The 18,063-nt window shown below is 69.0% G+C and carries 17 protein-coding genes and 1 rRNA gene; 11 read left to right on the top strand and 7 right to left on the bottom strand.

Annotation, left to right across the window (positions count from 1 at the left end):
- The first annotated feature begins 6 nt into the window (after positions 1-6).
- Positions 7-123 (top strand): 5S ribosomal RNA (rrf, locus tag DMH03_RS16705).
- A gap of 356 nt (positions 124-479) precedes the next feature.
- On the opposite strand, the gene cobF is transcribed toward rrf, so the two are convergent.
- A complete protein-coding gene (gene cobF / locus DMH03_RS16710; RefSeq protein ID WP_125792976.1) occupies positions 480-1,274 on the bottom strand; it encodes a precorrin-6A synthase (deacetylating) in 795 nt (264 codons plus the stop codon).
- A 96-nt stretch (positions 1,275-1,370) separates the two neighbouring features.
- Between cobF and DMH03_RS16715 the strand changes: the two genes are divergently transcribed.
- Genes DMH03_RS16715 through DMH03_RS16720 form a run of 3 tightly spaced genes read left to right on the top strand, consistent with a single transcriptional unit; the run spans position 1,371 to position 3,930 of the window.
- On the top strand, positions 1,371-1,577 hold the full coding sequence (locus DMH03_RS16715; RefSeq protein ID WP_125792977.1) for a heavy-metal-associated domain-containing protein: 207 nt from the start codon (positions 1,371-1,373) through the stop codon (positions 1,575-1,577).
- Positions 1,574-1,729 (top strand): hypothetical protein, encoded by a 156-nt coding sequence (locus DMH03_RS42320; protein WP_199748903.1) that lies wholly within the window; start codon positions 1,574-1,576, stop codon positions 1,727-1,729. The genes DMH03_RS16715 and DMH03_RS42320 overlap by 4 nt, the downstream gene beginning before the upstream one ends.
- 41 nt (positions 1,730-1,770) lie before the next feature.
- Entirely contained in the window at positions 1,771-3,930 is a 2,160-nt protein-coding gene (locus DMH03_RS16720; protein ID WP_233611588.1) for a heavy metal translocating P-type ATPase, read from the top strand.
- Here DMH03_RS16720 and DMH03_RS16725 read toward each other — a convergent pair whose 3' ends face one another.
- Positions 3,931-4,212 carry a metal-sensitive transcriptional regulator gene (locus DMH03_RS16725; protein WP_125779764.1) on the bottom strand — a complete coding sequence of 94 codons (282 nt, stop codon included), beginning with the start codon at positions 4,210-4,212 and terminating at the stop codon, positions 3,931-3,933.
- Between the two features lie 169 nt (positions 4,213-4,381).
- Between DMH03_RS16725 and DMH03_RS16730 the strand changes: the two genes are divergently transcribed.
- The gene (locus tag DMH03_RS16730) at positions 4,382-4,744 is read left to right on the top strand and encodes a YciI family protein (RefSeq protein ID WP_125792979.1); all 363 of its coding nucleotides are present in this window, start codon (positions 4,382-4,384) and stop codon (positions 4,742-4,744) included.
- On the opposite strand, the gene DMH03_RS16735 is transcribed toward DMH03_RS16730, so the two are convergent.
- Positions 4,741-5,406 carry a M protein gene (locus DMH03_RS16735; RefSeq protein ID WP_125792980.1) on the bottom strand — a complete coding sequence of 222 codons (666 nt, stop codon included), beginning with the start codon at positions 5,404-5,406 and terminating at the stop codon, positions 4,741-4,743. The genes DMH03_RS16730 and DMH03_RS16735 overlap by 4 nt on opposite strands.
- A 315-nt stretch (positions 5,407-5,721) precedes the next feature.
- Here DMH03_RS16735 and DMH03_RS16740 point away from each other — a divergent pair, with 315 nt between their 5' ends.
- Positions 5,722-6,330 carry a maleylpyruvate isomerase N-terminal domain-containing protein gene (locus DMH03_RS16740; protein ID WP_125793941.1) on the top strand — a complete coding sequence of 203 codons (609 nt, stop codon included), beginning with the start codon at positions 5,722-5,724 and terminating at the stop codon, positions 6,328-6,330.
- Here the strand turns inward: DMH03_RS16740 and DMH03_RS16745 are convergent, their stop codons facing one another.
- The 4 genes from DMH03_RS16745 to DMH03_RS16760 form a co-directional block, all read right to left on the bottom strand.
- The gene (locus tag DMH03_RS16745) at positions 6,331-7,665 is read right to left on the bottom strand and encodes a copper resistance CopC/CopD family protein (RefSeq protein ID WP_125792981.1); all 1,335 of its coding nucleotides are present in this window, start codon (positions 7,663-7,665) and stop codon (positions 6,331-6,333) included.
- On the bottom strand, positions 7,662-8,240 hold the full coding sequence (locus DMH03_RS16750; RefSeq protein WP_125792982.1) for a hypothetical protein: 579 nt from the start codon (positions 8,238-8,240) through the stop codon (positions 7,662-7,664). Before DMH03_RS16750 ends, DMH03_RS16745 begins: the two co-directional genes overlap by 4 nt.
- Before the next feature lie 110 nt (positions 8,241-8,350).
- Entirely contained in the window at positions 8,351-9,037 is a 687-nt protein-coding gene (locus DMH03_RS16755; protein WP_125792983.1) for a winged helix-turn-helix transcriptional regulator, read from the bottom strand.
- A gap of 41 nt (positions 9,038-9,078) precedes the next feature.
- Positions 9,079-9,912, bottom strand: a complete 834-nt coding sequence (locus tag DMH03_RS16760) for an AfsR/SARP family transcriptional regulator (protein WP_199748904.1) — start codon at positions 9,910-9,912, stop codon at positions 9,079-9,081.
- A gap of 221 nt (positions 9,913-10,133) precedes the next feature.
- On the opposite strand from DMH03_RS16760, the gene DMH03_RS16765 reads away from it, so the two are divergent.
- The 5 genes from DMH03_RS16765 to DMH03_RS16785 all read left to right on the top strand — a co-directional run bounded on the left by DMH03_RS16765 (position 10,134) and on the right by DMH03_RS16785 (position 18,062).
- Positions 10,134-12,407 carry a TOMM precursor leader peptide-binding protein gene (locus DMH03_RS16765; protein ID WP_125792984.1) on the top strand — a complete coding sequence of 758 codons (2,274 nt, stop codon included), beginning with the start codon at positions 10,134-10,136 and terminating at the stop codon, positions 12,405-12,407.
- 42 nt (positions 12,408-12,449) lie between these two features.
- A complete protein-coding gene (locus DMH03_RS16770) occupies positions 12,450-13,895 on the top strand; it encodes a SagB family peptide dehydrogenase (RefSeq protein ID WP_125793943.1) in 1,446 nt (481 codons plus the stop codon).
- 187 nt (positions 13,896-14,082) lie between these two features.
- The gene (locus DMH03_RS16775; protein ID WP_370310833.1) at positions 14,083-14,985 is read left to right on the top strand and encodes a helix-turn-helix transcriptional regulator; all 903 of its coding nucleotides are present in this window, start codon (positions 14,083-14,085) and stop codon (positions 14,983-14,985) included.
- 159 nt (positions 14,986-15,144) lie between these two features.
- A complete protein-coding gene (locus DMH03_RS16780) occupies positions 15,145-16,101 on the top strand; it encodes a DUF1702 family protein (RefSeq protein ID WP_255431247.1) in 957 nt (318 codons plus the stop codon).
- Positions 16,098-18,062 carry a CRTAC1 family protein gene (locus DMH03_RS16785; RefSeq protein WP_125792986.1) on the top strand — a complete coding sequence of 655 codons (1,965 nt, stop codon included), beginning with the start codon at positions 16,098-16,100 and terminating at the stop codon, positions 18,060-18,062. Before DMH03_RS16780 ends, DMH03_RS16785 begins: the two co-directional genes overlap by 4 nt.
- Position 18,063: the final 1 nt, after the last annotated feature.

Genomic DNA, 18,063 nt, shown 5'->3' on the forward strand with positions numbered 1-18,063 from the left:
CAGTGTTTCGGTGGTCATAGCGTCAGGGAAACGCCCGGTCCCATTCCGAACCCGGAAGCTAAGCCTGACAGCGCCGATGGTACTGCAACCGAAGGGTTGTGGGAGAGTAGGACACCGCCGGACTAACATTGAAAATAGGTCTGGGACCTGGTCGAGAACCCCGAGTTCTCCCAGGCCCAGACCTTTTTTCATGCCCGAAACCCGCGGCACCCGTGATTAGACGGACGACACGCGTGATCCGGTGGACGACACGCGTGATCAGACGGACGACACGTCGTTGCGGGGGATCTGCGCCGTGTCGTCCCCCTGATCACACGTGTCGTCCACACAAACACGCGTGCCGTCCACCGGATCACGAGAGTTACGCCCCTGAACACGCGAGTCACGCGACTGGCACAGGCGACCAAACCCGAAACCCACGTGACTGAACCCGCCACTCACGTGATCAGAGACGCAACTCCCGTGATTGAAGCCGTCACTCACGTGATTAGAGGCGTAACTCGCGTGATTTGAGGCGTCACTGGGCGGCGTAGGTGGTAGATGTCCATGATCCAGCCCTTGCGTGAGCGGGCCGCGGTGCGGGCGGAGCGGATTTCCGCGGCGAGGCCGGCGGACAGGGGACCGGAGAGCAGGAGCTCGTCGGGGGTTCCGAGGTACGCGCCCCAGTAGATCTCCAGGCCGGTGTCGGCGAACTGGGTGAAAGTGCACTGAGCGTCCAGCATCACGAAGACGTCGTCCACGTCCGCGGGCCAGCCTGCCTCGAGGCGACGGCCGGTGGTGACCAGTACCGGGCGCCCGATCTGGTTCATCGTGGTCCGGTGCCGGGACGTCAGCGCGGCCACGCTGCTGACGCCGGGGATGACGTCGTACTCGAACTCGACGTTCCCACGGGCGAGCACTGCGTCCAGCAACGTCAGGGTCGAGTCGTAGAGCGCCGGGTCACCCCATACGAGGAAGGCGCCCTGCTCGTCGGGCCCGAGTGACGCGATCATGTTCTCGTAGACGTCGGTCCGGAGCCGGTGCCAGTCGGCGACGGCTTTGCGGTAGTCGTCAGGAGTACGGTCGCGTTCGGGGTCCAGTGCGCGTACGACGCGGTAGCCGGGCTGCTCGACGAAGCGGTCGAGGATCTCCTGGCGCAGGCCCACCAGGTCCTGCTTCTCCGACCCCTTGTCGAGGACGAAGAACACATCGGTCTCGTTGAGCCGCCGGACGGCCTGGACGGTCAGGTGTTCCGGGTCGCCGGCGCCGATGCCGATGGCGGAGATCTTCCTCATTTCCGCAGTGTGCCCGCACCCTCTGTGCAAACCCCTACCCCCACGGGGTATAAAGGAAGTGATCGCTTCGCCCGTCCCGTAGAGGAGTTCGTACCGATGGCCGAAACCACCTACACCGTCAAGGGCATGTCCTGCGGACACTGCGCCTCGTCCGTCACGGAGGAGGTCGGCGGGATCGCGGGCGTCAGCGCCGTGAACGTGGACGTCGCCAGCGGCAAGGTGACCGTCACCAGCGAGTCGCCCCTCGACGTCCAGGCCGTCGACGCGGCCGTGACCGAGGCCGGTTACCAGCTCGTCTCGTGAGCACCGTCGTCAAGGTGTCGGCGTTCGCCGCGGCTCTGGTCGCGGTGTTCGCCCTCGCCTGGGCGATCGGGTCCGCGGTCGGGCCGCTGGACGAAGCGCCGCCGCCGCCGACCAGCGAACACCAGGGGCACCACCCGGGAGGTACGCCGTGAGCGTCGTGACATCCCAGCGGATCGAACTGGCCATCGGCGGGATGACCTGCGCGTCCTGCGCCGCGCGGGTCGAACGGAAGCTGAACAAGGTCGACGGCGTCTCCGCCACGGTCAATTACGCCACCGAGAAGGCGCAGGTCGACTTCCCGGCCGCGGTCTCGGTCGACGATCTGGTGGGTGTCGTCGAGTCCGCGGGTTACACGGCCCAGCCGCCCAAGCCCGATGAGGACGACGACCAGGCCGCCTCCCTGCGAACGCGGCTGGTGGTCTCCGCCGTGCTCGCCGTGCCGGTGATCGTGCTGGCGATGGTCCCGGCCTGGCAGTTCACCTACTGGCAGTGGGTCTCGCTGGCGCTGGCCGCCCCCGTCGTCACCTGGGGCGCGTGGCCGTTCCACCGCCCCGCATGGACGAACTTCCGCCATGGCGCCGCGACCATGGACACCCTGATCTCACTCGGCGTCGTGGCCGCCACGCTCTGGTCGCTGTACGCGCTGCTGTTCGGCACCGCCGGGGTGCCCGGGATGCGGCACGGCTTCGAGCTGACCATGGAACGCGGGTCCGGCGCGGGCAACCTCTATCTCGAAGTCGCCGCCGGGGTGACCACGTTCCTTCTGGCAGGCCGCTACTTCGAGGCCCGGTCCAAGCGCCGCTCCGGTGCCGCTCTGCGGGCGTTGCTCGAACTCGGTGCGAAGGACGTCGCCATCCTCAGGGATGGTGTCGAGAGCCGTGTCCCGATCGGCGCGCTGAAGACGGGCGACGAGTTCGTCGTGCGGCCGGGGGAGAAGATCGCCACCGACGGTGTGGTGACCGACGGTGGATCGGCCGTCGACGTGAGCATGCTGACGGGTGAAGCCGTTCCGGTCGAGGTGATCGCCGGGGACGCCGTCGTCGGCGGGACGGTCAACGCGGGCGGCAGGCTCGTCGTCCGTGCCACCCGCATCGGCGCCGACACCCGGCTCGCGCAGATGGCGCGGCTGGTCGAGGACGCGCAGAACGGCAAGGCACGCGTCCAGCGGCTCGCCGACCGGGTGTCGGCCGTGTTCGTCCCGGTGGTGATCGCGCTCGCCGTCGGCACGCTCGGCTTCTGGCTCGGCGCGGGCAGCGGGGCGGACGCCGCCTTCACCGCCGCCGTCGCGGTCCTGATCATCGCTTGCCCGTGCGCACTGGGCTTGGCCACGCCGACGGCGTTGCTGGTCGGCACGGGCCGCGGCGCGCAACTGGGCATCCTCATCAAGGGCCCGGAGGTGCTCGAATCCACTCGGAAGGTCGACACCGTCGTCCTGGACAAGACCGGGACGGTGACCGCCGGGAAGATGAGCCTGACCGACCTGTACGGAGACGACGAGACCGAAGTGCTCCGGCTGGCCGCGGCGGTCGAGCACGCTTCCGAGCATCCGATCGCCCGCGCGATCGTCACGGCCGCCGAAGACCGGCTGGGTGAGCTGCCGCCGGTCAGCGGGTTCCGCAACGTCGAGGGCCTGGGTGTCTCAGGCGAGGTCGAGGGCAAGACCGTCCTGGCCGGGCGTGTCGCTCTCCTCGACCAGCACGGCATCCCCGTTGGCGCCGAGTTCGCCCAGGTCAAGACGGCCGCGGAGGACCGCGGCGCGACCGCTGTCCTCGTCGCCTGGGAGGGCGAGGCCCGTGGTGTGGTCGTCGTCGCCGACACGGTCAAGCCGACGTCGGCCAAGGCCGTGGCGGAACTGAAAGCGCTCGGGCTCCGGCCGGTCCTGCTGACCGGCGACAACACCGGCTCCGCGAAGGCCGTCGCCGCCGAAGTGGGGATCGACGAGGTCATCGCGGAGGTGCTGCCCACCGGCAAGGTCGACGTCGTCAAGCGGTTGCAGGCCGAAGGCCGCGTGGTCGCCATGGTCGGTGACGGCGTCAACGACGCGGCCGCGCTCGCGCAGGCCGACCTCGGCCTCTCGATGGGCACCGGGACCGACGCCGCGATCGAAGCGGGTGACCTGACGCTGGTGCGCGGTGACCTGCGTGCGGCCGGGGACGCCATCCGCCTTTCGCGCCGCACGCTCGGCACGATCAAGGGCAACCTGTTCTGGGCGTTCGCCTACAACGTCGCGGCGCTGCCCTTGGCCGCGTTCGGCCTGCTCAACCCCATGATCGCCGGGGCCGCGATGGCGTTCTCCTCGGTCTTCGTCGTCACCAACAGCCTGCGGTTGCGACGGTTCGCCGGTGTGGCCTGATCAGGAACGGACCAGCCGGGCGATGGCGTCGGACGCCTCCCGGACCTTGAGGTCGGCCTCCTCACCACCCGCGGCGGCGGCGTGGACCACACAGGTGGCGAGGTGCTCGTCCAGCAGTTCGAGGGAGAACGACTGCAGTGCCTTGGTGGCCGCGGACACCTGGGTCAGGATGTCGATGCAGTACTTGTCCTCTTCGACCATCCGCTGCAGACCGCGGATCTGCCCTTCGATCCGGCGCAGGCGCTTGAGATAGGCCTCCCGCTCGCTGCCGTAGCCCGTCATCGCACACCCGTTCTCTCGTCCTTCGCCCGTCGGCGACCACTATACCCACCCCGCGTATGTGCCCGGGGAGCTCGAAATTCGCGGGTGCCAGGATGTCGAGGACGATCCGGCGGCTCCGACTCACCCGTGAGCGGCCGGGGAGCCGGCCGGACGACCAGGAGGAACACCGATGAAGTACATGATCATGATCACCATGAACCCCACCGCCTGGGACGCCCTTCCCGAGGAGGAGCGCGACGAGGTGGTCGCCCGCATCGACCCTTTCATGAAGAAGCTCACCGAGAGCGGCGAACTGCTCGGGACGCAGGCGCTGGGGGAGCCGAAGGAGAGCACGGTGGTCCGGGTGCGTGACGGCGTCCCGGTGGTCACCGACGGTCCGTTCGCGGAGTCGAAGGAGTATCTGGCCGGCTTTTACCTGGTCGAATGCGACAGCAAGGAGCGCGCGATCGAGATCGCGGGCCAGATCCCGGACGCGCACATCAACGCGATGGAGATCCGGCCCGTCGTGTTCTCCTCCGGCGACAACGCCTAAGTGGCCGCTTCGGCGCCGGCGCGAGCTTCGGCTCTGCTCCGGCGCTGAACGGGCACTTCCGGTTTCGGCGAGTCGGGAACGGCCAGGACCGAGTCTGCCTCGGTGAGCAGTTCGCGGCAGCCGACCAGCTGTTTCAGCACGTCATCGCGCAGGCGGAGGGCCACGTCGGCCTCCTGCCGCGCTTCGGCGACCAGGCGTTCGCTCTCTTCGGCGGCGGCGTCGAGCAGTTTCCGCGCCCGCTCCTGCGCTGCTTCGTCCTGTGCGGCGAGCGCGCGCATCGCCTCCGCGCGGCGCAGCGTCATGGCGCGTTCGAAATCTTCGGTGATCCGCTTCCGTTCAGCCTCGGCCTTGGCGGCCTCTTCGGCGGCGCGGGCGGTGATGTCGTCGGCTTCCTCGCGGGTGAGTTCCAGCATCCGGCGCGATCGCTCCTGCAACGCGTCCGGCGCGATCGGCACGCGGCTGATCCGGTCGACGCTGGCCTTCAGTTCGCGGTTTTCCTCTTGGGTGGCGGTGAGCCTGGCGGCGAGCGCCTCGCCGCGGCGAATGGCTTCGTCGCGTTCGGCTTCCACTCGTCGTAGTTCGGCTTCCACCTCGCGAACGAATTCCCGGACCTGAGCGCGATTGAATCCGCGCCACGCCAGATCGAAGCCGGGCATCTCCATTGGTCACCTCCACAGTGGTCGATGTGTCGCCATTGGGCGCTTTCTCTTACAGCGCACGGGCGTTGCCACACGGGGCTTTCATCGACCAGTGTGCCTGAAGCCTCGGCGACATGCGCCACGGGTGGGTGGTCTTTGCGGTGAACGGTCCGCCGCAAGCGAGAAGAAGGGTGCTTCCGTGAACGATGGGAGAATGGACGATCATCCCTTGCCCCTACTGGAGGTGGCCGCGTGACGAGCAGCCGAATTCGGGTCCCTGGCTGGAATCCGGCGACCGCGGCCGAAGGGTATCGGCAGGTCAGGGAGAACATCGCGATCTTGCTCACCGATCACGCGAGCGCGGGCGGGCGGCCCGTCCCGGCTTGTCCACAGTGGACCGTCCGGGACGTGATCGCCCATCTGACCGAGATCTGCGATCGGGTGATCACCCGGTTCGGCGGCGAGGCCTGCCCGATTCCCGAGACGGCGTCGGTCGCCGAATTGCTGCGGCTCTGGATCGAGCGCGGCCCCGAGGCCGACGCGCTCCTCGCCGTCGACGGTGACGGCAAGAGCCGCGGCGACATCATGGTGATGGACGCCTTCACCCACGAACTCGATCTCCGGTTCGCGCTGGGCGCGCCGCCGCCCGAGGCGCACGGGGCCTGGCTGCGGGGTTTCGAAGTGCTCGTCGGCGGCCTCGGCGGCTCGCTGGGCAGGCATGGACTGCCCGGGATGCGGATCGAGACCGAGGGTGCGACGTGGATCGCCGGTACCGAACCGGTCGCCGCGGTGCTCTCGGGCAGGCCGGTCGACCTGTACCGGTCGCTCGCCGGGCGCCGCAGCCCGGTCCAGATCGCCGCCTTGGACTGGCTGGGCGATCCGGAGCCGTGGCTCCGGGCCTTCACCTGGGGGCCGTTCGCCCCGCCGGACGAGGAGATCGAGCGCTGATCAGCCGGTCGGGGACATCGAGGACAGCGCCGCGGCCAGTGCGAGCACCACGGCCACGATCAGCACCTCGACCCCGACGCTGACCCGCAGTTTCCGCAGGTCGGCGGTCACCACGCCGGTGCCGCCGCGGCCGGAGATGCCGCGCCGGACCGCGGCGCGGCTCAGGTTCGCCACCAGCAGCAACGCGGCGAACCCGGTCAGCTTCAGCACGAAGACGATGCCGTACGCGGACGTCCAGAGCGCCTCCACCGACGGGACCAGCCGGAAGCCGAGGTAGGCGCCACTGGCCACCATGATCACGATCGACCAGGTCGCGATCGGATGGAACCGCGCCAGCGCCGGCTCGGCCTCCTCCGCCGAGTGCTTGCCGCGCAGGAGCACGGCCAGCTGGATCAGCCCGCCCACCCAGACGGCCATGGCGCCGAAGTGGGCGAGGTCGGCGCTGACCGAGAGGAACATGATCTTGTCGGCCACCGCGTGCCCGGTCGCGGAGAAGCTCAGCATCACGATGAACCCGGCCGCGATGCCGAGGTTCTCGTAGCGGGAGCGCAGCCGCTGCGGCAGCTCGCCCGCCAGCAGCCGTCGCACGATCACGACGAGCGCGACGATCGCGACCAGGCGCAGGAGCAGGAGCTTCCCGTACGCCACCCGCAGGGTCGCCTCGATCAGCGCCGGGTCGAAGACCGCGCCCACCCCGCGGCCCGCGACGTAGGGGCCTTGCAGCAGGAACCCGGCCACGGCCGTGACACCCGAGAGCCACAGTCCGGTGGTGATCAGCTTCCGCGCCGCCGGATCGGTCCGGCCTCCCGGACGGCAGACCAGCAAGAACACCATTCCGCCGAGCAGTGCGACACCACCGAAGGAACCCCAGCGGAAAGTGGTGAACAGCGCGTCGGTCACCGGATCGGTCCCGGTGGAGGCGGACACCGCACCGGCCGAGGTGATCAGGGGGCCGGTGCCGATCACGAAGGCGATCGTGCCGCGTACCGGATGCGAGTCGGTCGAGACGAAGGCGTACTCGACGAGGTAACTGCCGTCAGGGAGATCGGGCTCCAGCTTGACGGCGACCTCTTCGGCGACCTCGCCCGGCTGGAACACCGGACCGGACACCACGTCGGTGCCTTGCTGGTCGACGACCTTGATCGAGTTCGGCTGGATGCCGATGTTCTCCGACAGGGTGATCGAGACCTGCGCCGGCGCCGACGTGAGCCGGGCGCCGTCTGCGGGATTCGAGGAGAGGAGTTCGACGTGGGCCGAAGCGGGGGCCGCGGCGAGCACCGCGACCCCGAACCACGCCGCCACGAGGACCAGGAGCGCGAAGAGCCTCCTGGTCACGAGGCCGTTGTCGCCAGCTCACGCCGGCTTTCGGGCGAGCACGTGCAGCCGGTGAGCTCCCGTTCGGCGGCGGAGGCCTTCCGGTGCACGAGCATCGCGATGATCATCGGGATGGTGACGATCGTGTTGTAGAACAGGTGCAGTTCCACCCGGGGGATGAACAGCTGGATGATGCTGCTCGGCGCGGTGCCGCCGCCGAGGCGCCAGCCGGTCTGCGCCTGGACCAGCAGCAGCAGATGCTCGATGTGGTGCCAGAACTGCAGGCCGAGCGCGAGGTTCCACCACTGCCGCGAGCGGCCGGCGAAGCCCTTGCGCAGGGCGAACAGCGCGATCAGCATGACGATGGCGTAGCCGTAGTGCAGCCATTCGGAGCTGATCAGCTTGGGGAAGGGGATGCCGAGCACGCCGCGGGCGTCCGGGGTCTTCCAGCCGAGGGCGTAGATCTGGAACGCCTGCACCAGGTGTTCCGCCCAGTGGGCCACCACCACGACCGCGAAGACGCCGAGCGCGGCGCGGTGGTATTTACCGTTGAGCGACGCGATGAGACCGGGACGATCCGAATCGAGTGCGGCCATGAAGGGGCTCCTTGGGCGAAAGACCGGCCGGTGACGGAAGTTGACGATAGCCCGTGAAACGGCGGTTCAATTACTCCAGATTGCTGATCCGACCTGCGACGTTAGGCCATTCAGCGCACTACGATTCCCTGCGAGGCCTTGGGTGCCGCCGGAATGTGGAACAGTTCCGTGAACAGTTCCAGGTATTCGAAGGCGCCCTCGATACGGACCTTCCCGGTTCGCATCGCTTCGGCGGCGGTGAGGTCCCCGCTCAGCAGATCCTTGATGAACGGGCCCAGCGGTTCGATGACCGCGTCGGCGCCGGGAAGCGCGCCGTCCGCGACCTTCAACGCGCCGTCTTCGACGATCGCGTGCAGGACCATGTCGCCCGGATGACGCACTTCGTAGGTGACCTGGACGCCCTTGGCCTTCTCGCTCTGGAAGGTCGTGTACAGCGAGAGGATCGCCGCGTCCTTGGTGAGCACGTCCTCGGGGGCCGGGCGGCCGAGCGACCGCGCGCCCCACAGGCCGAGGTCCAGCACGACCTGGTCGAGTTCGCTGCCGTATTCGGTGAGTTCGTAGATCACCGCGGCGTCGAGCTGGGGGAGCAGACGGCGGCGGAGCACCCCGGACTGCTCGAGTTCGTTGAGCCGCGCCGACAGCGTGCTCGCCGAGATCTTGGGCAGACCCGCCTGCAGTTCGGTGAACCGCTTCGGGCCGAGGACGAGGTCACGGACGATCAGCAGCGACCAGCGTTCGCCGATGATCTCCAGCGCGCGGGCGAGGCCGCAGAACTGCCCATAGGTACGACTGCTCATCCGTCGATCCTCACTTTCGTTTCCGTGGTGGGAGCGGGGGTTCACGCGGGTTCACCCTCGGAAAGCAGGCCGTGGTGCAGTACCTGCAATTCGTCGCAGGGCTCGACGCCGAGTTCGTTGTTGAGCCTCGCGCGCACCTGACGGTACGTGGCGAGCGCGTCGGAGCGCCGCCCGCTGCGGCCGAGTACGCGGATCAGCTGCCCGTGCAGGGCCTCGTCCAGCGGGTTCGCGGTGACCAGGGAGCGCAGTTCGCCGATCAGCTCGTGCCGCATCCCGGCCGCGATGTCCGCCTCGATCCGCAGGTGCAGGGTGCTGCGCCGCTGTTCGACGAGGTCGACCGCGTAGGCCGACAGCACCGGTCCACAGTGGACGTTCGAGAGCGGGGGCCCCGACCACAGGTCGAGCGCGGACCGGAAGGCCTTCGCCGCTTCGACGTGCTCGCCCCGCAGTTGCAGCTCCCTGCCCTTCTGCTGCAGCTCCTGGAACTGGAAGACGTCCACCTGCTGCGGGGCGATCCGGAACACGTATCCCGGCGGCTTCGTGGCCAGCATGGTCTCGCCGTACGGGGCGAGGTCGTTCTCGTCGATGCACTTGCGCAGCTGGTAGACGTAGGTGTGCATGGTGGTGCGGACGCTGCGCGGCGGGTCGTTCGCCCACAGTTCCTGCACGATCGTGTCGATGTGCACGATCTTCCCCGGGCTCATCACCAGCATGGCGAGCACCTGCAGCAGCTTCGGCGTCGTCGGCGCGTAGTCGATCCCGTCCCGCACGAGTTCCAGCGGGCCGAGGAGCGTGAAACGGACGGGGCTCGCGGGCGAGGCCGGGTTCGGTGCCGAGCCGTGGTGCTTGTCCGCTACTCGTGATCCGGTGTACATCGCAAGCGCCCTCCAGCTCGATACGCGTCGTGGGCTGTTTCCCAGTACGTCGACAGTGACAGAGCGGCGGGTCGCCGGGCCAGTGAGCCGTCCACCAGGTCCCGCGTGCGTGCGTCCCGGGAAGACGTGGGTTTTTCATGCCGGAAGCGTGAAACGGACACTGGCCGGTACAAGGCTCCGCGCAGCAGGATTCGAGGACCAATCGACCTATGGGGGTCTTCATGCGCGAGGCATCGTCCACGCCCGGCTCGGTCAGCGGCGGTCTGGGGTTCAAACGGCATCTGCGTGCGGAGATCAGCGAGGGCCACGGTGCCTACCTGTTCTCGGAACAAGGGGTCATCGCGATCCGCGGCGCGCAGGTCGCGTCGGTGGCGGCCCTGCTCGACGGCACCCGTGACCTCGACGGTCTCCTGTCCGCCTGCCCGGACGGGATGAACGCCGAACAGGTCACCGGGGTGCTGGCCCGGCTGGTCGAGGCCGGTCTCGTCACCGTCCACGTGCCGGAAGAGGTCAGCGGGGACGAACGCGCGCTCGCGTACTGGGACGCTTGCGGGCTCGACGCGTCCGCGGTGGCGGGCCGCCAGAAGCCGGCGACGGCGAGCCTGACCGCGATCGGCCGCGGCGTCGACACCTCGCAGGTCGCGAGCGCGCTGGCCGCGAGCGGCATCGAGGTGGTCGGGACGGCGTCCGAGCTGGCGATCGTGCTGTGCGACGACTACCTCGACCCGAGGCTGGCCGAGATCGACGCGGAGCACCGGCGCACCGGGCGGCCGTGGCTGCTGGCCCGTCCGTCGGGTTCGCAGGTGTGGATCGGCCCGATCATGCAGCCCGGCCGGTCCGGCTGCTGGCACTGCCTGACGAACCGGTTGTGGGGGCACCGGCACGCGGAGGCATGTGTGCAGGAGGTCCTCGGGCACGACGGTCCCGCCTCGTTCCCGATGCCCGCCGTGCCGCCGCTGACCGCGGCCGCGTCGCAGCTGATCTCCCTCGAAGCGTCCAAATGGCTGGCCGGACACCGCTATCCGGGGCAGCAGGCGGTGTGGATCCTGGACACCCTCGACCTGCAGGGGCGGCTGCACGAACTGCGCCGGCGCCCGCAGTGCCCCGAATGCGGGGACGAAGGCATCGTCGCCGCGCGGACCGCCGAGCCGATCGTGCTGCGGGAGGCCAAGAAGGCGACGTCGGGCGGTGGCGGGCACCGCACGCTCACCCCGGTCGAGGTGCTCGACCGCTTCGGCCATCTGGTCAGCCCGGTCACCGGCATCGTCAAGGAGATCGCCCGCGACCCGAGGGCGCCGGCATTCGTGAACGCGTACCGCTCCGGGCTGAACGTCGCGCGCCGCGTGCGCGGTGAGGCGGGGTTGCAGGCCGGGCTGCGCGGCGACAACGGCGGCAAGGGCGCGAGCCCGATCGACGCCGAGGTCGGCGCGCTGTGCGAGGCGATCGAACGGTTCTCGGCGAACTACCAGGGCGACGAACTGCGGATCCGCGACACCTTCCGCGCGCTCGGCGACGACGCCGTCCACCCGAACTCGTGCATGCTCTTCGACGAGCGCCAGTACGACGGCCGTGTCGAGTGGAACGCCGCACACGCGAACTTCCAGCACGTCCCCGACCGGTTCGACACCGAGGCCGCCGTCGACTGGACGCCGCTGTGGTCGCTTTCGCAGCAGCGCCGGAAACTGATGCCGACCGCGTACCTCTACTACGGGGTGCCGCCGGAGTGCGGGATCACCGGGATGCGCGCGGACTCCAACGGCTGCGCGGCCGGAAGCAGCATCGAGGACGCGATCCTGCAGGGGCTGCTCGAACTCGTCGAACGCGACGCCGTCGCGATGTGGTGGTACAACCGGCTTCCCGTGCCCGGCGTCGACATCGCGTCGTTCGACGACCCGTGGGCCGAGGAGATGGTCGGCCAGTACGCGCGGGCCGGCCGGGAACTGTGGGTGCTCGACCTGACCGCGGACCTCGGCGTGCCGGTGATGGTCGCGCTGTCCAGAAGTATCGCCGGGCCGCGCGAGAACGTCATGATGGGCTTCGGTGCCCATCTGGACCCCAGGACCGCGCTGAGGAGGGCGGTCAGCGAGCTCAACCAGATGATCCCGGCGGTGCTCCCGAACGACGTCGAACTCGACGACCCCGACGCGTCGAAATGGCTCCGGTACGCCACGGTCGCGAACCAGCCGTACCTGCTTCCGGCGCCGGGGCGGTCGGCGAAACGCGCCGCGGACTTCAAGTTCGTCCGGCGGCCCGATGTCCGGGATGACGTCGAGAGCTTGGTACGCAAGCTTTCCGCATCGGGAATGGAGACGCTCGTGCTGGATCAGACCAGGCCCGACATCGACCTCCCGGTGGTCCGGGTGGTCGTTCCGGGGCTGCGTCCGTTCTGGAGCCGCTTCGCCCCCGGACGGCTGTTCGACGTGCCGGTGCGGATGGGCAGGCTCGCCGAACCGACCCCGTACGAACGGCTCAATCCCTTCCCCATGTTCTTGTAGATCCGGCTGGAGCAGCAGTTGACGACAGATTCCCCCGGCGGTGTGGCCGAGACGATCCCCTTGTGGTCGCTCACCGACGACAGCCTTGTCGAGATCGGTGAGGACGGCTCGCTGGTGGTCGTCACCCGCTGGGGCGAGTACGAGTTCGGCCAAGCGGAACCGCTGGTGCGGGAATCGTTGCGGCGGATGGCCTTGGGGCCGGTCTCGCTCGCGAACGTGACCTCGTCCTGGGAGCCGGTCGAGCGGGAGCCCGATCTCGAAGGCGAGCTCAGCTGGACGGCCGAGGGCGCCGACGCGCTGCGGCAGGCGCTCAAGGAACTCGGCGGTTCCGTGGTGCGCTCGCTCGGCCTCGCCGACGGCCGGGGGCCGCTGCTGTCCGTGGTCCCGGTGGTGCTCGCGCCGGTGTTCACGCCGGCGGAGATCCCGCCCACGCGCCCGATCCGGTTGTCCCGCTTCAGTTCCCTGCGGTCCGACGCCGACGGGATGGGGCTGGAGTCGCCGTCCGCGCGCTATCGCGTCGTGCTGTCCCAACCGTGGGCGGTGCACGTCGCGGCGACTCTGGCGACCGCGAAATCGGTCGCGGACATCGCGTCCACGACGGGTATCGACGCCGGGGTGGCCGGCGCGATCGTGTCGTATCTGGTCGCCGCGGGCGTCGTCCAGGCCGCCGGGGAAAACGGCCGGTTCGCCGAGGACGAGGATCCCGAACTCGGCCTGTGGTCCCCGGACGAACTGTCGTTCCACACCACCAGCCGGACCTGGCGGCCCGGTGGCCCGGCCGATCTGCCAGGGCTCGGGAAACCGCCGGTGGTCAAGGCCATGGCAGGGACCGGGCCGGGTTATCCGCTGTACCGGCCGGATCTGGACGACCGCGCGCAGACCGATCCGACGCTGACGGCGTTGCTGGAGCACGACCACACCTGCCCCGAATTCACCGAGGGCGTGCTGTCCGCCGAACAGATCGGCGAGTTCCTGTTCCGCGGCGCGCGGATCCGGTCGATCGGGCCCGCGCACCTCCCGAACGGGCCCGCGCACAGTGCCTCGCAGCGGCCGTACTTCAGCGTCGCCTGCCTGTACGAGCTGGAGTTGTACGTCTCGGTCAACCGGTGCTCGGGGCTGGATCGCGGGATCTACCACTACGACCCGCTGGAGCACCGGCTCGTCCTCGTCAACGACGACGAGGCCGATCTCGACGCGATGCTCGACATGGCGATGATCGGCGGCGGCAACCATCAGCGGCCTTCCGCGCTCATCACCGTGACCGCGCGGATGCCGCGGATGGCGTCCGTGCTCGGCGGCGGCGCGTACGCCACGACGCTGGCCCATGTCGGCGCCCTCCAACAGACGCTGTACCTCGTCGCCCGCGCCATGGGGCTGGCCGCGCACGCCGTCCGGGTGGACGCCGGCGACCGCGTCGACCGCGCCCTCAAACTCGACTGGCCCGCCGAGGTGAGCGTCGGCGAGTGCGTGCTCGACCTCCCCGTCTGAGTCTTGTGCCGATCATGGGCTGAAGGGGCCCTTCGCCGCGTCTGATGCGGCGATAGGACCCTTTGGCCTCTTGCTCGTCGCCGTTGCGCCGGACGGCCCCCTCTCCATCGCGAGTCGAGTGCTCCGAAATCGCCGCCGCGTTTGCTGTCAGCAGAGGAAAAGCGACAGCGAATCCGAGGTTGGTCTGATGCAGCTACGAACAGTCGCCATGGCGGCGAACGAGAAAGGCGTCACCGAACCCGGTCGGCCCCCCGAGCCGGCGTCCCCCTTGCAACCTGCGGTGCTGCAGGCCATCTCATCGATGCACGCGAGGTACTTCGACCCGATCACGTTGAGCGACCTGGCATCGGAAGTCTTCGTCAGCCCGTTCCACTTCTCGCGGATCTTCACCAAGGCGACCGGGGTCACCCCCGGCCGGTACCTCACCGCGATCCGGCTCTTCGAAGCGAAACGACTGCTGCTGACGACATCGCTGACGGTGTCGGACATCGTGTGCAGCGTCGGCTACAGCAGCGTGGGTACCTTCACCAGCCGCTTCACCCGTGCGGTCGGGATGACCCCGACCCGGTACCGTGACCCCGAGGTCGGCGAACTGCTCGTCGCGCTGGCCCCGCATTTCCAGCGGCTCCCGACACTGGAAGCCTTGCACAGCGCCGGAATGGGCAGCGCCACGATGCGCAGCGGCACCGGCACGATCAGCGTGCGCGTCGAGACCCCGCGCGGGGCGGGTCCGGCGAGTGTCCTCATCGGACTGTTCGCCGAGTCGATCCCGCAGTGCGGCCCGGTCGCGTTCGGCGGCAGGGCGAACGTCCTGTCGGCGGACATCGAGATCCAGAACGTCCCCGAGGGCCGGTGGACCGTGATCGGGGTGGCCGAGCACGCCGCCGGGACCGCGGCCTCCGCGTTCTCCGTGGGCACCCTGCCCGGCCGGGTCGACATCACCCGGTACGGCCGGGTGCATCTGCGGATGCCGATGCGCGCGCCCCGGCCGACCGACGCGCCGATGGCGATCACCCTCGCCGGCGGTCCGACGTCGGCGGGCAACCGGATGACCATGCCCGCACCCGACTACCTGCGCGCGGTGGCCTGACCGACGGTATTCCCGCGTTCTCCCGGTCTCGCAAACCGGGAGAACCGGGGCGCAACCGCGGAGTAGCCGCGCCCTCGTCGCGCGTGTGAGCCTTTAACCAATCCAGAATTCGAATCCACCCGTTAGGGGGAGAGTGCGTTGGGCAATGGTTGGCGCACGATCAGACGTCGCATGATCACGCCGGATGTCTCCGAGACCACGCTGGAGAAGCGGGGTTTCCACAAGAAGAGCCCAGCCGCTCAGGAATTGCTGGAGACCGTCGGTGAGAAATTCCTGCTCGGCTATGCGCACGCGGTCGAAGCGCGTACCACCGGGCAGGCCGAAGAATGGTTGGAGCGTATTCCGGTCAAGTACCGCGGCTTCGCCTACGAAGGCGCGGGAATGGGATACGGAATGCTGGACGGCCTGCCGGGCGGCGGCCGGGGGCATATCGCGGACTTCCTCGACGGTCCCGCCGAGAAGCACGACTACATCATCTACGTCGGCGTCGGCTGGGCGATGGCGCGGCTGCCGCGGTTCCGCTGGCCGTCCGCCGAGGATTTCGACCCGTTGCTGCGCTGGCTGGTGCTCGACGGGTACGGCTTCCACCAGGCCTACTTCAAGACGGCGAAGTACATCGACGGGCAGTACCAGGACCCGGACTTCTCCTGGCCGCCCGGAAACGACGGCTACTCGTCGAGGGCGATCGACCAGGGCATCGGGCGGGCGCTGTGGTTCATCTGCGGCACCGACGTCGATCTGGTCGCCGACACGATCGCGCGTTTCCCGGAGCGGCGGCACGGAGACCTCTACGCCGGTGTCGGGCTCGCCTCGACCTACGCGTGCGGTGTGACCGGCGACGAACTGCGGAAGCTGGCCGAGTTCGCCGGTGAGCATCGCGGGAATCTGGCCCAGGGCAGCGCTTTCGCCGCCGAAGCCCGCGTCCGCGCCGGGCTGTTGATCCCCGAGACCGAGGTCGCCACGCAGGCGATCTGCGGGCTGCCGGCCGAACGGGCCGCGGCCATCACCCAGGAGGTGCGCCCGGCCGTGGTGGTCGACGGCGAACTCCCGGCATTCGAAACCTGGCGACAGCGTATCGCCGCCGAGGTTCTCAACTCTGGAGGTGCAGGGAAATGACCGCGACCTTGGGCTGGCTCCGCAAGCAGCTTGCGGGCATCGTGGCGCTGGTGCTGATGGCGGGACTGTTCGTGGTGGCCCAGCTGCCCACGGTCTCGACCGCCGAGGCCGACACGATGGCCTCGAAGTACGCGTTCGAACCGCTGACGATCGCCTTGCCGGAGGCGGCGAAGAGCCAGTCGATCCGGACGGTGAACAAGGACTACGAGCACATCCGGGCCTGGATCTCCTCGGTCGGTGCCGCGATCGCGGTCAACGACCTCGACGGGGACGAGCTCGCGAACGACCTGTGCTTCGTCGACCCGCGCAGCGACCAGCTGGTGATCACCCCGACGCCGGGCAAGGGCGGCGACCGCTACGCGCCGTTCGCGCTCGACGCGGCGCCGCTGCCGATGGGCAAGTACATCGCGCCCATGGGTTGTGTGCCCGCGGACTACAACGAGGACGGCCGGGTCGACCTGCTGGCCTACTACTGGGGCCGGACCCCGATCCTGTTCCTCTCGAAGCCGGGCGCGACGAAGCTCGAGCCCAAGGCCTACGAGCCGGTGGAACTGGTGCCGGGCAACAACTCCAAGAACGGTGAGTACTCCGGTCCACTGTGGAACACCAACGCCGCCTCGGTCGGTGACTTCGACGGTGACGGCCACCAGGACATCTTCATCGGCAACTACTTCCCCGACAGCGCGGTGCTGGACGACCGCGTCCAGGGCGGGGTCGAGATGAACAAGTCGATGTCGCACGCGGACAACGCGGGTGGCAAGTACATCCTGCGGTTCACCGGCGCGACGCAGGGCGCGAAGCCGAGTGCGACGTTCGCGCTCGACGACAAGGCCATCCCGGCCGACGCCCAGGGCGGCTGGTCGCTCGCGGCCAGCGCGACCGACGTCGACGGGGACAACCTGCCGGAGCTCTACATCGGCAACGACTTCGGGCACGACCGCCTGCTGTACAACAAGTCCCGCCCCGGTCACGTCGAATTCGCCGAGGTGAAGGGTGTCCGCGGGCCGAACGAGCCGAAGTCGAAGGTGCTCGGCAACGACTCCTTCAAGGGCATGGGCGTCGACTTCGCCGACCTCGACCACGACGGTCTCTACGACCTGTACGTCAGCAATATCACGACGTCCTGGGGTATCGAGGAAAGCCACTTCCAGTTCATGAACACCGCCAAGGACACCGCGGATCTGCGTGGCCGTCTGCAGGGCGGCGAGGCACCGTGGGTGGACCGCAGCGCGCAGGCCGGCACCGCGTGGTCCGGCTGGGGCTGGGACGTGAAGATCGCCGACTACAACAACAGCGGCGAATCGGTGATCACGCAGGCGACCGGCTTCGTCAAGGGTGACGTCAACCGGTGGCCGCAGCTGCAGGAACTGGCGACGTCGAACGACGAACTGCTGAAGCACCCGTCCTTCTGGCCGAACATGGTGGCCGGTGACGACGTCGGCGGCGACCACACCCTGCACTTCTGGGCCAAGGGTTCCGACGGCCGCTACACCGACCTGGCCCCGCGCCTCGGTCTCGCCGTCCCGGTGCCCACCCGCGGTATCGCCACCGGTGACGCAGACGGTGACGGCAAGCTCGACTTCGCCGTGGCCCGCCAGTGGGAGCAGCCGATCTTCTACCACAACGTCAGTCCCGATGCCGGGTCGTACCTGAACCTGAAGCTGCTGCACGACAAGGCTTCGGCGGACGGTCCGCGCAAGGCGGCCGGCACCGCGGCGATCGGCGCGCAGGTCACCGTCGTCACCCCCGACGGCAAGAAGTACATGGACCGCGTCGACGGTGGCAGCGGCCACTCCGGCAAGCGCAGCCACGAGATCCAGATCGGACTCGGCAAGGTCACCGGGCCGGTGAAGGTGAGCCTGCAATGGCGCGACCTGACCGGGACCATCCGCACCCAGGAGGTCCAGCTGACCCCGGGCGGCCACACGTTCCAGCTCGGCGCTCAGGCTAAGGAGAAGTGAC

It is taken from the genome of Amycolatopsis sp. WAC 01376, assembly GCF_003947415.1.
Classification (GTDB): Bacteria; Actinomycetota; Actinomycetes; order Mycobacteriales; family Pseudonocardiaceae; genus Amycolatopsis.

Bases quoted from the DNA above. Each gene is read 5' to 3' on its own strand.
- DMH03_RS16730 (WP_125792979.1), top strand. From the start codon at position 4,382: ATGAAGTACATGATCATGATCACCATGAACCCCACCGCCTGGGACGCC.
- DMH03_RS16750 (WP_125792982.1), bottom strand. From the start codon at position 8,240: ATGGCCGCACTCGATTCGGATCGTCCCGGTCTCATCGCGTCGCTCAAC.
- DMH03_RS16735 (WP_125792980.1), bottom strand. From the start codon at position 5,406: ATGGAGATGCCCGGCTTCGATCTGGCGTGGCGCGGATTCAATCGCGCT.
- DMH03_RS16785 (WP_125792986.1), top strand. From the start codon at position 16,098: ATGACCGCGACCTTGGGCTGGCTCCGCAAGCAGCTTGCGGGCATCGTG.
- DMH03_RS16715 (WP_125792977.1), top strand. From the start codon at position 1,371: ATGGCCGAAACCACCTACACCGTCAAGGGCATGTCCTGCGGACACTGC.
- DMH03_RS16725 (WP_125779764.1), bottom strand. From the start codon at position 4,212: ATGACGGGCTACGGCAGCGAGCGGGAGGCCTATCTCAAGCGCCTGCGC.
- DMH03_RS16720 (WP_233611588.1), top strand. From the start codon at position 1,771: ATGACCTGCGCGTCCTGCGCCGCGCGGGTCGAACGGAAGCTGAACAAG.
- DMH03_RS16765 (WP_125792984.1), top strand. From the start codon at position 10,134: ATGCGCGAGGCATCGTCCACGCCCGGCTCGGTCAGCGGCGGTCTGGGG.
- DMH03_RS16755 (WP_125792983.1), bottom strand. From the start codon at position 9,037: ATGAGCAGTCGTACCTATGGGCAGTTCTGCGGCCTCGCCCGCGCGCTG.
- DMH03_RS16775 (WP_370310833.1), top strand. From the start codon at position 14,083: ATGCAGCTACGAACAGTCGCCATGGCGGCGAACGAGAAAGGCGTCACC.
- DMH03_RS16760 (WP_199748904.1), bottom strand. From the start codon at position 9,912: ATGTACACCGGATCACGAGTAGCGGACAAGCACCACGGCTCGGCACCG.
- cobF (WP_125792976.1), bottom strand. From the start codon at position 1,274: ATGAGGAAGATCTCCGCCATCGGCATCGGCGCCGGCGACCCGGAACAC.